Source organism: Pseudoalteromonas sp. (genome assembly GCF_041629635.1).
Classification (GTDB): domain Bacteria; phylum Pseudomonadota; class Gammaproteobacteria; order Enterobacterales; family Alteromonadaceae; genus Pseudoalteromonas.
The window spans coordinates 1-13226 of sequence record NZ_JBFKMX010000107.1 but is presented as its reverse complement, the minus strand read 5'-3'; the positions used below and the strand labels follow the sequence as shown (position 1 = coordinate 13226).

At 37.7% G+C, this 13226-nt stretch carries 14 protein-coding genes; all 14 read right to left on the bottom strand.

Features of this window, described 5'->3' with window-relative positions; all coding sequences use genetic code 11:
* Positions 1-59: 59 nt before the first annotated feature.
* The gene (locus ABYD77_RS14050; RefSeq protein WP_372770757.1) at positions 60-791 is read right to left on the bottom strand and encodes a WecB/TagA/CpsF family glycosyltransferase; all 732 of its coding nucleotides are present in this window, start codon (positions 789-791) and stop codon (positions 60-62) included.
* On the bottom strand, positions 784-2001 hold the full coding sequence (locus ABYD77_RS14045; RefSeq protein ID WP_372770756.1) for a glycosyltransferase: 1218 nt from the start codon (positions 1999-2001) through the stop codon (positions 784-786). Before ABYD77_RS14045 ends, ABYD77_RS14050 begins: the two co-directional genes overlap by 8 nt.
* 1 nt (position 2002) lies before the next feature.
* Positions 2003-2959: a glycosyltransferase family 2 protein gene (locus ABYD77_RS14040; RefSeq protein WP_372770755.1), complete on the bottom strand. Its 957-nt coding sequence runs from the start codon at positions 2957-2959 to the stop codon at positions 2003-2005.
* Positions 2960-2974: 15 nt separating this feature from the next.
* The gene (locus ABYD77_RS14035; protein WP_372770754.1) at positions 2975-3937 is read right to left on the bottom strand and encodes an acyltransferase family protein; all 963 of its coding nucleotides are present in this window, start codon (positions 3935-3937) and stop codon (positions 2975-2977) included.
* Positions 3938-4000: 63 nt separating this feature from the next.
* Positions 4001-4423 carry a hypothetical protein gene (locus tag ABYD77_RS14030; protein WP_372770753.1) on the bottom strand — a complete coding sequence of 141 codons (423 nt, stop codon included), beginning with the start codon at positions 4421-4423 and terminating at the stop codon, positions 4001-4003.
* Positions 4413-4790, bottom strand: a complete 378-nt coding sequence (locus ABYD77_RS14025; RefSeq protein ID WP_372770752.1) for a hypothetical protein — start codon at positions 4788-4790, stop codon at positions 4413-4415. Before ABYD77_RS14025 ends, ABYD77_RS14030 begins: the two co-directional genes overlap by 11 nt.
* 23 nt (positions 4791-4813) lie before the next feature.
* Positions 4814-5731 carry a UTP--glucose-1-phosphate uridylyltransferase GalU gene (galU, locus tag ABYD77_RS14020; RefSeq protein WP_372770751.1) on the bottom strand — a complete coding sequence of 306 codons (918 nt, stop codon included), beginning with the start codon at positions 5729-5731 and terminating at the stop codon, positions 4814-4816.
* Between the two features lie 295 nt (positions 5732-6026).
* Complete coding sequence (gene galE / locus ABYD77_RS14015) at positions 6027-7046, bottom strand: UDP-glucose 4-epimerase GalE (protein WP_372770750.1); 1020 nt, start codon at positions 7044-7046, stop codon at positions 6027-6029.
* Positions 7047-7165: 119 nt separating this feature from the next.
* Positions 7166-7663 carry a hypothetical protein gene (locus tag ABYD77_RS14010; RefSeq protein WP_372770749.1) on the bottom strand — a complete coding sequence of 166 codons (498 nt, stop codon included), beginning with the start codon at positions 7661-7663 and terminating at the stop codon, positions 7166-7168.
* 47 nt (positions 7664-7710) lie between these two features.
* Positions 7711-9702, bottom strand: coding sequence for an EAL domain-containing protein (locus ABYD77_RS14005; protein ID WP_372770748.1), 1992 nt, complete (start codon positions 9700-9702; stop codon positions 7711-7713).
* Entirely contained in the window at positions 9686-10381 is a 696-nt protein-coding gene (locus tag ABYD77_RS14000; protein WP_372770747.1) for a transglutaminase-like cysteine peptidase, read from the bottom strand. The genes ABYD77_RS14005 and ABYD77_RS14000 overlap by 17 nt, the downstream gene beginning before the upstream one ends.
* A 282-nt stretch (positions 10382-10663) precedes the next feature.
* Positions 10664-11668: a type I glyceraldehyde-3-phosphate dehydrogenase gene (gene gap, locus ABYD77_RS13995; RefSeq protein ID WP_372770746.1), complete on the bottom strand. Its 1005-nt coding sequence runs from the start codon at positions 11666-11668 to the stop codon at positions 10664-10666.
* Between the two features lies 1 nt (position 11669).
* On the bottom strand, positions 11670-12299 hold the full coding sequence (locus ABYD77_RS13990) for a bifunctional 4-hydroxy-2-oxoglutarate aldolase/2-dehydro-3-deoxy-phosphogluconate aldolase (RefSeq protein WP_372770745.1): 630 nt from the start codon (positions 12297-12299) through the stop codon (positions 11670-11672).
* Between the two features lie 12 nt (positions 12300-12311).
* On the bottom strand, positions 12312-13226 hold a 915-nt coding region (locus ABYD77_RS13985; RefSeq protein WP_372770744.1), incomplete at its 5' end, for a dihydroxy-acid dehydratase.

Sequence of the window (13226 nt, the reverse complement as noted above, 5' to 3'; positions counted from 1 at the left end):
TATACTTATAATTTTTAATGGCCAGCTTTTTAACTAATTTCCTAATCATGGCTCTAACCCTAAAGATTTTTGTATATATTACTGATTGCTAAAAAATTGCCGTAATATCGTTTAACTAATCGCTTAGGATCTTGAAGCATGCGGTAAAGCCATTCTATGTGGAATTTTTGCATCCAAATAGGTGCTCTTTTCTCTTCACCAACTAAGAAAAGAATTGATGCACCTATGCATAATGCAACGCAATTAATAGAACTGCGTTCTTTTAATTTTGCAGCTATTATCTCTTGCCTTGGCGAACCAATAGCCAAGAAAACATAGTTAGCTCTACTATTCTCAATTTCGACTAGAGTAGTTTCTACTTCGTTTGGGTTATTGATAAACCCCATTGGTGGGTTATAGTGCTTAATGTTAAGTGTTGTATACTTATTTCTAACACGGTCAATTACAGCATTATCACCGCCAACGATTAAAATTGAATCGTCCGAGGTTAAGTATTCTGAAAACAATTTTTCAGTCAATGTCGAACCAGGAATTACTTCCTTTATTTTATGCCCTTTTGCTCTCAGTAGTTTTTCAAAAATTTTACTATCACATACATTCAAACTTGCATTTTTATAGATTGGAAGTAACTGTTCTTTTTGTTTATCGTCCACTAGTCTTTCTAGGTGGTCGATATTTGGAGTAACAACATAATCACAACCAATTGTGGAACTGAGAAATTTAACTTTTTCAATCGCCTCATTAAGCGAGCAATTATCCAGCTGAAATAAATGCGTTGATATTTTATTCATTAATTAGCGCTCTCAGATAACTAACATTTGTCTCTATCGCAAAATTTTGTTTAATATGATCTACTGCATTGGATGCAATTAATTCTCTTTGCTCTAGCGACATAGCAAGGGCTTCTTTTAGAGTATTTACCAATGAATTAACACAACCAGATTCTGACAAAAATCCTGTTTGATTATGCATTACAAGCTCAGGGATCCCAGATAACCGACTTGAAATAACGGGTACACCTTTAAGCATCGCTTCCATCAATGATACAGGAATTCCGTCCTTATCCCCGTTTGCATCTTGCACACAAGGCAGTGCAAAAAAATCAATGCCTTGTAACCATGAAGCCACTTCAGTATTGGGCATTTGCCCTAAAAATTTAACTTTGTTTTGTAAATGATTATTCGCAACAATATGTTCTAATCTATTTTTTTCAGGTCCATCACCAACAATTTCAACTATGATGTTATTGTTCTTAAGACATGCAATTGCTTCAAGCAGAACATGTATACCTTTTTTCTCAACAAGTCTGCCAAGTACACCTATTTTCGTTATTTGATTATTAGGTTGGATTAAACGAGGTGTAAAAGCATTAAGAGCTACCCCGCAACGCACTACTTTCAAGTTGTCATTAATGGTTAAATTTTTTAAATATTGCTTGTTGTAATCAGAAATAGTTGCAAAAAATTTTGAACGTTCAATTTTTTGCTTAATTAAATAGCCGCGTTCAAATATATCGTTTGCATGCGCACATACACTGTAGCTAATACCTGCCATTTTAGAGGCATACATTGCTATATCAGTCGGTACATGTGCAAAATGCACATGCAAATGGCTTACGTTGCTTTGTCTTAAACTTAAACTTAACTTAGCTGCTGTTATAAACCGATAACATTGCCCAAACGTTCTTTTTGAAAATCCTAGGTCATATAAGTCTGATAATAACCACTTTAAAGCTGATATAGTGCATTTAGGATACTTAAAGCAGCACACCAAAAGGGCAAATACTCTTGATGAGAAGCTACTTTCATAAAGCTCTTCTATTTTACCAAGCTTACTCTTTATATTTGCTTCTACATCTGTTTTAGGTTTATGCACAGAATAACACTGTATATCACAGCCTTGCTTTTTTAGCTCGAGTATCTCGTTATATACAAATGTTGCAGACAAGGCTGGGAGTTCCGGAGCAAGATAGCCAATTTTCAATTTATTTCCGTTTAACATATCAGCATTCATTATTAGGTATTTCGTATTTTTCCTGCGAAGGATCCCAGCGAGATTCTCCTGATATATTTGCGCTGTTAGTGGCTGCTTTTTTGCCCTTTAGCAAACATTGAATTTGATAGTGCTTCATAAACTTAACCATTTGAGGATCATTAAGCCTTTGCTCTCTTTTCACAAAACTGATGAAATACCCCCAAAAGCTCGCTAAAGCGCCGATAATAAAAGGTCTTTGCTTGAGTCGATAAATTATAGTTGCGCAAAAATACAGCCAACCTGTACCCATAAAATACTGTCCAAATCCATGCCTTTTTCTACCTGTAAGAATTCCTTTCTGGCTTGATCCCATTGGTCTCAAATGAATAAAGCGAGTCTCTTCATCGTCTCTGCTTTCAGAGATCCAACCCAATAGCCTGCAACGATGACTGTCGATTCCATCCCACATAACTTGTCTTACAAATCCACCAATTTGTTTAAAACAAGCTGTACGATAGAATTTAGTTGCACCAATGGATGATTCATCACCACACCCTTCACTTATGAGCTCGTGTTTATTTTTACCATAATAATAAGCTTTACCGCTAAATGTGCCTAATCTAGGCCTATTTTTCATTTCGGCCATCATCAGCTCAAAGTAGCGTTCAGGCATTATCAAATCTAAATCGAGTTTACAAATGTAGTCATATTCATTTAAATTAATTGTGTTAAAGCCAGCATAAAATGCATCAACTACACCAGGACCAACACTTCTGTGCCCTCGATTTTCTCGCGTAACAACTTCGATAAAATCAAACTTTTTAGCATATTCTTCAAGAATTTTAGGGGTATTATCAGTAGAACCATCATCAACAATAATCCATTTGCTTGGTTTGACAGATTGGTTAACAACGCTATCAAGTGTTTCCCTCATAAATTTTTCTTCATTTCTGCATGGAGAAATTACTACATATTTATCACTCACAAAACGCTCCTAATGTTACCGTTGTTTATTCGAGCCAAACTTTCTTGCCCAGTTGTTAATAGGCAATTCAAATTTATATGTTGATATATGCGCCAACCAGAATGTCAATGCAAAGAGAATTGGCCGTTTAATGTACTTTTCTATCGTTTCCCCCTGCCCCAACCATGTATGTCTTAACCCACCATGAATAACATATAGTGCGAAGGAAATTGTTGCTAAATAGTCAAAAACACGGTTTTTTAGTAAAGCATTAAGCTTCCATTCGGAGTTTATAATAGTGGTGCCAACAAGCAATGCTGCTAAATAAGGGCGAAAAAAATTAAACCAGTCACTTTGCGGCATGCTAGAGAAGATAACCAGAGGTAAAACAATCAATGGGTTAATTTTTTTTATGATGTTAACAACACTAGTACCATATTCTTTGTTATAAATAAGCGCTAGAATACAACCAGCTAAAATCTCATCAACGCGATACTGTGTTTGTATATTTACCAGAACACCATTGTAAACACTGTTAAATGTCACAGCTAAACAAGCTATTGGTATCAAATAAAATGCTCTGTTTTTGAAAAAGTAAACTGATAGTGCAATCCATAAATAGAATTGCATCTCTACACATAAACTCCAAAAATGACTGGCTACGTCGGTTAAATTTGGGATTAAGTTTGCATAAAAGAAAAAATGGCCTGCAATAGTAGCTATAGCTGCAGGTATTATTAAGAATACAATAAGAAGATACAACCATGCTAAAGGTATTATTCGAGCGCATCTTCGAATAATAAATTTTTTCAAATTGTGATCGTTTAATAAAAAACAAGTAATTAAAAACCCAGAGAGTACAAAAAACAATGCCATACCAGTAATACCGGCAGTTTCGTTCAGTTGAAGACTTTTAGGGCCTAAAGGCAAAAGGTGTGCAGCAAGTACTAATAAAATACTGACTGCTCGCCATCCATTTAATTCTCTAATTTCTCTCATTTAATATATTAACTCTGCTTGTAAATTTCTAAAGTGTGCCTAAAAAAGAATTAAATAGGTTTGTTAACCTTTTCGGTAGCTTTTACGTATGGCTTCCTTAGCAAATTTGACATAACTTAGCATGATGCCAATGGCTATTGAGAAGAGCAGGATCTGTCCTAACCAATTAAATGCTCTGTCTAAGTGGTAATTAGTGTCCTCAATTTTCTCAAACCAAGAGTGTAAAAAGAATATATTGAACCAACCGCTTCGCGTAACACTTTTTTCAAAAACCCCTAAAAAGTGCAATATATCTGGGATCAAGCCCCAGATACCTACAACTCCAACGAAAAGAGGGTAATAAAGAAACCAATGTCTGCTGATTTTATTAAAAGTGTTAAATAGTTTATTGCTGTGCTGTAACTTATGCCTATTTTTTCCGACATAATAGGCAATCCCACAGCCAACGCTTGCTCCAATAGCGAAATAAAAGTGTTTATCTGGCATAATTAAACCCCTTACCACCATTACGCCTGCAGTACTTAACAAGAGATATGTAATGTAAGACTATAAAAGCGAACATAATTGCACATACTATCGCAACATAAGCAATTCGGTTAAAAATTTTACTAAGAAACTCATTAAAATGAATTACTTCATACAGCATAAAAATGTTCATCCACGGCGCTACATTTGAAGAATTAAATAGCAAATAAGGGATTACTCCCCAACAACCAAGAACAAACGGTAAGAAAGGAGAATAGAGTTGTACATTTAAAAGGCGATTGTATTTTTTCCTCAATATAATAAAAAAAAGAAAGCCAAAAAAATAACCAAATGCAAAGTGACCTGAGCCTTTTAAATACAACTCCATAAAGCTTACCTTTCAATATTTCTTCAAGCGATCTTTAAACTTTTATTTTCATTAACTAAAAAGTTAGTTAGCTCATTTTTAAAATCAGCTCCCAACTTGCCACAGCGTAATGTATATTCAACATTTGCCATTAAGTAGCCTAGTTTAGAGCCACAATCGTGAGACTTCCCTTTTAGGTGATATGCTTCTAAGCTTTCAAGTTTGCGCAGGCTATGTAACGCATCGGTTAACTGAATTTCGCCGCCAGCGCCTGGAGGTGTAAACTCTAATAATTCCCACGTTTTTGCGCTTAACACATAGCGGCCAGTAATGGCTAAATTGCTTGGCGCATCAGCAATTGCTGGCTTTTCGACCATATCAGTGATCACTGCACTATCGCCTTGTTCTAATACGGCATCTGCAATATCCACCACACCATACTGATTTACTTGTTCAGTAGGTACAGGTTCAACCATAATTTGGCTGGCATTTGTCTCTTCAAAGCGTGCAATCATTTGTGCAAGGTTATCTTTTTTAAGGTCGCTTTCGTATTCGTCCACAATTACATCTGGTAGCAGCACTGCGAATGGTTCGTTACCAACTATTGGTTTTGCACACAACACTGCGTGGCCAAGACCAAGTGGTTGCGGTTGACGAACAGAGATAATGGTTACGTCTTTTGGCACAATGGCACGTACTTCATCAAGTAAGCTGCGCTTAACACGTGCTTCTAACGTTGCTTCAAGTTCAAAGCTAGTATCAAAATGGTTTTCAATTGAGTTTTTAGAAGAGTGTGTAACGAGTACAATTTCTTTTATGCCTGCTTCTACGGCTTCTTTCACCACATATTGAATTAGTGGCTTATCAACAAGCGGTAGCATTTCTTTAGGAATGGCTTTAGTTGCAGGCAACATACGTGTGCCTAAACCAGCTACTGGTAATACTGCTTTTTGTACTTTCACAATTGTTCCTTGGCCTCAAAATAGCAGTAAAGGTTATTGATTGCTTCCCTGCTAACAAAATTGAGGGGTAATTATACGTTTATGACATATATTATCAATAATTAATTAGTACTTCGTATGAAGTTAATATGCATTATTAATATAACTACATATTTTAAATAACCTTTATTCCAGTTGTATTACACATTATTACTTATTTTTAATTGGTATATTTATCTGTAGTGAGAGAACACAATAAAAAGGCCAGCAAACTGCTGACCTTTATTAGCTTAACTTGTGTAGATGTTTACTTGTTTTAAGTTGTTTTATAACCATTTGGGTTATTGCTTTGCCAGCGCCATGTATCAGCCATCATTTCAACAAGGCCTTTTTCACATTTCCAATCAAGCTCATTGAGTGATTTATTAACACTTGCATAACAAGCTGCAATATCCCCGCTTCTGCGAGGCTTAATTTCAAACTTAATCTGCTTGCCTGATGCAGCTTCAAATGCGTTGATCATTTCAAACACCGAATAACCGTTACCTGTACCTAAATTATATATTAAGGCACCGCTGGTTGTGTCTAGTTTTTTAAGTGCTTTAAGGTGACCCAATGCTAGGTCAACAACGTGTATGTAGTCTCGCACCCCTGTGCCATCAGGCGTATCGTAGTCATTACCAAACACCCCTAAAGATGACAATTTACCAACCGCAACTTGCGATATATAAGGAAGCAAATTATTTGGAATGCCATTAGGATCTTCACCAATTAACCCCGAGCTATGTGCACCTACCGGGTTAAAATACCTTAAAATAGCAAAACGCCACTGTTCATTTGACTTGGCAACATCTTGCAAAATAAGCTCAACCATATACTTAGACGTGCCATAAGGGTTGGTTGTGCCACCTACAGGTGATGATTCGGTTAAAGGTAATGATTGCGGATCACCATACACTGTGGCAGATGAACTAAATACCAGCTTATAAACACTGGCCTTTTCCATTGCTCTTAGTAAGCAAAGTGTGCCTTCTACATTATTTCGATAATAAAGAGAGGGCTTTTCAACTGACTCACCTACTGATTTTAATCCAGCAAAGTGAACAACGCTATCAATGTTGTTTTCAGAAAAAACAGTCTCTAAAAATGAAGCGTTTAGTATATCGCCTTCATAAAACTTAATGCTTTTACATGATATAGATTCAACGCGATTAATCGACTCAGCAGAAGCATTAGATAAATTGTCTATTACAATTACCTCATTCCCTTCATTGAGTAATTCTAAAACAGTATGCGAGCCAATGTACCCTGCACCACCTGTCACTAAAATTGCCATATAATTCCTTTCACTATTTTAGATGTTCGATTTAATTCTTAATAAATACTCTTATTAAATAACGCACTATTTATATAATAGTTGAAAATCTAAAAAGCCCTCATTTGAGGGCTTTTTTATTAATTACCGTTGTTTTCTGAAATGCCGCCGCCGCCGCCGCCTCCGCCTTTACCACCGTTGTTGCCACGGTTACCAGTTCGGCCATTACCTTGGCCTTGGCCAACACCATTATTGTTATTGTTACCCGCGTTACCTTGGTTAGCACCTTGGCCTGGGCCAGCTGCCGTAAATGAGTTTGTCACTGTAGATACAGCACCAGCGTCAGCACCATTAGCAACTGCAATTGCAGTAAATGTATCTGAAGTTATGCCTGCAGCATTTGCAGCATCTGCAATTTGCTGTAACACATTTTCTTTCTCAGTCTCATTAAGATCTGGATTATTTGAGTTTGCCGCTATAAGTTGTGCTACTAGCGCTTCAAGTGCCGATGCATCGCCTGCAGCTGCAGCTTGTTGAATTTGTGTTGTTACGTCCGTTGTTTCATTTGCAACAGCAGAAAAACTTGTATTTGCAATTAAGCCTAATGCTAATAAAGAAGCAGTGGTTAATTTTTTCATTAAATTGTCCTTAAACAAAGCCCAGCAACTAGGTTGCACAAAATTAGCTACAATTCTAACCCTTTGGTATGAAATGTAAACATATTTCCTTCGGTTTTTTGTGAAATATTTAATGGCTTTTGAATATAGTTACCTTGCGCGCCATCGCAGCCTAACTCTTCCACTAAGCTAAGTGTTTCTTTGTTTTCAATTAAACAAGCAATTACCCTAATACCAAGGCTGTGACAAATATTGTTGATGGTTTGAATGAAGAAATTATTTTGCCTATTTATGAGTAGATCTTGTGTATAACTGCCATCAATTTTAATAAACTCTACATCTAGCCCTTGTAAATATTTAAATGAAGTAAGGCTAGTGCCAAAATGTTCAATACAGGTATCAATACCAATTAGCTTAAGTTCAGCAATCGCATTTGCAGCCGTTTTAACATCATCTAATAACACCGATTCTTTAATTTCAAAAATTAAGTTATGTTTTAATGTTGCTTTTACTTCACTGTACATTTTAAGCCAATTTAAAAATTCAGTTGAATAAAATGCTTCGCGACTAAGGTTAAGCGCAAAGGTTTTGTCGTAGTGCGCTTCTTTTAACTCGATAAAACTCCTAATTAGTTTTTTATCAAGCTCCATGGTTAAATTTAAGCGTTCAGCCATGGCGAATAACTGGGCATTATTTACTTGTTCGTTATTGTGTTTAAAACGTGCAAACACTTCATAGTAAAGTCCCATATCGTTTGCGCCATTTAGCTTAACCGGTTGAAAACTAAAGTTAATCTCACCAGACGAAATAATATTATTAATAAGAGCACGCCATTCATTTAAACCAAAGCTTGTGTCAACGTTGCCAGCCCCTTTCACCCCCTGTTGGGTAAGCGTTGATGCTGTGTCTAAGTTACTTAACAAATCTTTTAATGAATCATTGTTATTAAACTCTGTTATGCTCAAAACAGCATACCCATTTTCATAACGCGCAGAATTTTTGTGTGTAAAAATATGGCTTATCTCAGTTAAAAACCCTGAAAGAAATGCTTTATCATAATCAAACACTATCGCAAGCGAACCACCTGCAATTCTAAATATCTTACTGTTTTCATACTGCTTTGTTTTGTCGATAAGCATGTGTGCTACTTCGCTCACGTAATCATCACCTGCTTGATAGCCCTGCTCAGTATTTAATTTTTGCAGTGAAGGTAACGTAACCATACACATACTGTGTTTTTCACCCACCGGGATTTGAGCACAGTTAGCAGCAAAATAGCTACTAAATGCTCGGCGATTTCCTAGCTCGGTTAACTCATCAACTAACACTTCTTTTGTCAGTTTTTCAGTTTGCTTAGTCATGGCGTCGAAGTTTTTTTGTAAGTTAGCCACCATTTTGTTCATCGCAGCAGTTACAACCCTTAGTTCTGTTGTAAAAGGCAGGTTCACGTTTTGTTCAAAGCGTCTTTGTGAAACTGCATTGGCTTGGTTTTCTAAACTATTAAGCTGTTTAAAAATGGCTTTTAAAATAAAATAAGCAATAAATAAGCAAAACAGAATAATTATAAAAGAGCCATATGCAGCGCGCTTTGAATATTGCCAAATTTTTAAATACGAAATTCCCGGATGGCTGGTAACATAAAGTGTACCTGCAATTTGCCAGCCACTACTTACTTCACTGGTTTGCGTTGGTGCCTGTAAGTCTATCCAGTCAATAAACCAATCGGGTACGCCTTCAATTGCCGCTGGGTTATTGCGCTCTAACAACATTTCACCATCTGGAGATACTAACTGCATGCTTTTGTAGTAACCCGAGTCAAATATTGCCGCCATCATGGTTTCAGCAATAACGATATTTTCTTCATCCATGTAGGGTGAAATTGATAAACCTAAGCTAGTAGCTGCATCTTGTGCATGGCTACTCATTTGCTCTTCAAAGTACTCTTTAGTGTTTTCCACACTGACATAAAGGCGACCAAAAAACGATACAGCCGCTAAAAAGATTAACAACCCGTATATTTGAACTTTAAGGCTCATTCCTTTGTTAATTAAGCTTTGCATAACTTGCCTCTGATAAATTTTTTTCCAATGTATTTAATTCGCCTTTCTCAATGCGTTCCAGCATTTGGTTCCACGTAGATACGCCTTTGCTATTTTCTACTTTTTTACCAAGCCCTTTTGCTTTTGCCAGCCATAAACCTTGGCCATTAAAGCTATAAATTGGTTTTAAATCTCGTCTTTGTGTCGCTGCAACCAATTTATGGTTAAAATTATCTAGCACAAACGGAATATCCCCCGGACTTTCAAAATAAATAAGCACCATATGCGGTTGATTGAGTGTTAATTGACGTACGTACATTAAGCGGATTTTTTCTTCAGGTACACCGAGTGAAATTAAGCTAAAATACTTTGCAATGGCATAGTCTTCACAATCCCCCATGCCTCTACCAAGTGTTTCGATTGGGTTAGCCCAATAGTCCTTTTTGCCCCACAGTTTGTCGTCCGTTCTGTATTCAATACTTTTATTAAAAAAGTGGTTCACCTTGTTGATTTTTTGCCACTCAGAGCTGTTTTCATTATCTTTTAAAAAGGTTAACCACTCTTGAGTTCGTGTAACTGCTGACTTACCATACACTTCTTCAACACGGATCATTAAGTCGCCAAAATTTAGCTGTTCAATGTACTTAACAGCTAAAACAGCAAATGAAACGAATATTAGTAGTGAAACGGCAAAACGCACTCACAACTCCTTGTATACTTTAACGTGCGAATAGTAACTAAATTTTACAAATCAGTCACCTTACTCCTGTTACAGGAATATTAAATAATCAACCGACGATAATAAATTTACGCGTTTAAATCTAAATTATTTTACCTATTCAATGTTGAAATACGGTTACCGGCATAATTAACAGTAATTTTACTGTAATAACCGCTTTTAAAATAGTTTCTATTAACTTTATTAATTGCAAATAAAAACGGCTGCAACTGCAGCCGTTTTATTAAATTTATTTGAGTAAAATTATAGGAATTTTCCTAGTGCTGTAACTTGGTCAAGCATACGGTTTGAGAAACCCCATTCGTTATCGTACCAAGCCATAACCTTCACTAGCTTACCATCAACCTTAGTTTGCGTTGCATCAAATACTGAAGACGCTGGGTTGTGATTAAAATCAATTGATACCAGTGGTGCTTCGTTGTATTCCAGTACTTCTGCCATTGCTCCTTGTGCTGCAGCTTTAACTGCCGCGTTTACTTCTTCAGCTGTGGTGTCACGCTTTGCAATAAAGGTTAAATCAACTAGTGATACGTTGATTGTCGGTACACGTACTGCCATACCGTCTAATTTACCTGCTAATTCTGGTAATACTAAACCTACCGCTTTCGCTGCGCCCGTTTTAGTTGGGATCATGCTTTGTGTTGCACTACGTGCACGGTATAAGTCACTGTGGTAAACGTCAGATAGGTTTTGGTCATTAGTGTAAGCATGGATTGTCGTCATGCTACCTTGCTCAATACCAATGGTATCGTTAAGTGCTTTAGCAACTGGCGCTAAACAGTTCGTTGTACAAGATGCGTTTGAGATAATGATACTATCGGCATTTAGTACATCTGAGTTAACGCCATGAACAACTGTTGCATCCATATCAGTACCTGGCGCTGATACGATCACACGCTTTGCACCTGCTTCGATGTGTTTTGCTGCAGCTTCGCGTGAAGTAAAAAGGCCGGTACATTCAAGCACAATATCAACCGATAATTCAGCCCAAGGTAAATTTGCTGGGTCGCGCTCTTGCACAAGCAAAATTTCATCGTTATCGATGATCAGTGTGTTTTCAGCAAGTGATACTTTTTTGCCAAATATACCGTGTACTGAATCATACTGCGTTAGGTGTGCATTTACGTTTGCTGGTGCTAAGTCGTTAATTGCAACAATTTGAATCTCTTGCTCGCGGTTTGATTCGTACAGCGCACGTAATACATTGCGTCCAATACGGCCATAGCCATTAATTGCTACTCTGATCATCTTATTCCCCCTCATTCACTTCACTTGCTTGGCGCGCTAACTCTTCGATTGCTTGCCAGTCTTTATTTGCGATTAATTCTTTATCTAACATCCACGTACCACCAACACATACCACGTTTGGTAGTGCTAAATAGTTTGGCGCACTAGCAAGGCTTACACCGCCAGTTGGGCAAAATTTTACTTGCGGCAATGGACCAAAAATTGATTTAAGCATTGGTACGCCGCCAGCTGCTTCTGCTGGGAAAAACTTCAAAAATTTAAACCCTTTTGCTGCAAGTTGCATTACTTCGCTTGGTGTTGCTGCGCCTGGCAAAAACGGCACGTCAGTTTCGCTTGCAAGTGCTAATAATTCATCGTTAACACCCGGGCTCACCATAAAATCAGCGCCAGCTTCAATTGATGCATTAAAAGTGGCTTTATCAATTACAGTACCCGTCCCCACGTACGCATCTGGTAGTGCTTGTTTTATTTGTTTAATTGCTTCAACCGCAACAGGTGTGCGCAGTGTAATTTCAAGTGCACGTAAACCACCGTTATAAAGTGCAGTAGCGAGTGGTACAGCATCTTCTAGGTCATTAATAACAACAACAGGGACAACCGGTGCTGCTTGAAGAATTTTTTCAATACTCATTTTTACTTCCTGTTAGTGGTTTGTATTTGGGTAGATAAGGCCAAATGCACTTGCACCTAAATCTGCGCTTGATACCGTTTGACGAATGCCTTCAAATAATTCGCGGCCAGTACCGTAAGTTTGAACCTGCTCGCTAATTTCAAGTTCGCGCTGCGCCAGCTCATCATCCGACACATGTACTTTTAATACACCTTTTGGTGCATCAAGTGTCACCACATCACCTTCACGGATTTTGGCAATAAAGCCACCTTCTACCGCTTCTGGTGCAAGGTGAATTGCTGCTGGTACTTTTCCTGATGCACCCGACATTCGGCCATCTGTCACAATCGCTACTTTAAAGCCTTTGTCTTGCAGTGTTGCCATAATTGGCGTTAGCTTGTGCAGCTCCGGCATGCCTTTGGCTTTCGGGCCTTGCTCTTTAATTACCGCAATAAAATCAGTTTCTAGCTCACCACGCGCAAATGCATCTTGTAATCCAGCTTGCGAGTTAAATACTTTTGCAGGCGCAGTTACAACTTGGTGCTGCTCTTGTACAGCAGACACTTTAATCACCGCGTGACCTAAGTTACCCGTTAATAGCTGTAAGCCACCTTGCGGATTAAATGGATTTTCAATTGGACGAAGTACGTCTTCATCGTGCGAATTTTCAGGGCAATCTTGCCATTTTACTTTCGCTGCAATTTGGTTGTCTGTTGCGATTACCGAAGTATCAATCACAGGCTCTTTGGTGTAATCATTTAAGCTGTTACCGACAATGGTTTTCACATCTTCGTGTAAGAAACCACCTTTTAGCAGCTCTTTCACTAGGAACGGTAAACCACCTGCTGCGTGGAAATGGTTAACATCAGCCGAGCCATTTGGATAAACACGTGCAAGAAGTGGCACTACTTCTGAAATATCTGACATGTCTTTCCACGTAATCTCAAC

Coding starts and splice junctions, on each gene's coding strand:
- ABYD77_RS14050 (WP_372770757.1), bottom strand. CDS start 791: ATGAATAAAATATCAACGCATTTATTTCAGCTGGATAATTGCTCGCTT.
- ABYD77_RS14045 (WP_372770756.1), bottom strand. CDS start 2,001: ATGTTAAACGGAAATAAATTGAAAATTGGCTATCTTGCTCCGGAACTC.
- ABYD77_RS14035 (WP_372770754.1), bottom strand. CDS start 3,937: ATGAGAGAAATTAGAGAATTAAATGGATGGCGAGCAGTCAGTATTTTA.
- ABYD77_RS14030 (WP_372770753.1), bottom strand. CDS start 4,423: ATGCCAGATAAACACTTTTATTTCGCTATTGGAGCAAGCGTTGGCTGT.
- ABYD77_RS14025 (WP_372770752.1), bottom strand. CDS start 4,790: ATGGAGTTGTATTTAAAAGGCTCAGGTCACTTTGCATTTGGTTATTTT.
- galE (WP_372770750.1), bottom strand. CDS start 7,046: ATGGCAATTTTAGTGACAGGTGGTGCAGGGTACATTGGCTCGCATACT.
- ABYD77_RS14010 (WP_372770749.1), bottom strand. CDS start 7,663: ATGAAAAAATTAACCACTGCTTCTTTATTAGCATTAGGCTTAATTGCA.
- ABYD77_RS14005 (WP_372770748.1), bottom strand. CDS start 9,702: ATGCAAAGCTTAATTAACAAAGGAATGAGCCTTAAAGTTCAAATATAC.
- gap (WP_372770746.1), bottom strand. CDS start 11,668: ATGATCAGAGTAGCAATTAATGGCTATGGCCGTATTGGACGCAATGTA.
- ABYD77_RS13990 (WP_372770745.1), bottom strand. CDS start 12,299: ATGAGTATTGAAAAAATTCTTCAAGCAGCACCGGTTGTCCCTGTTGTT.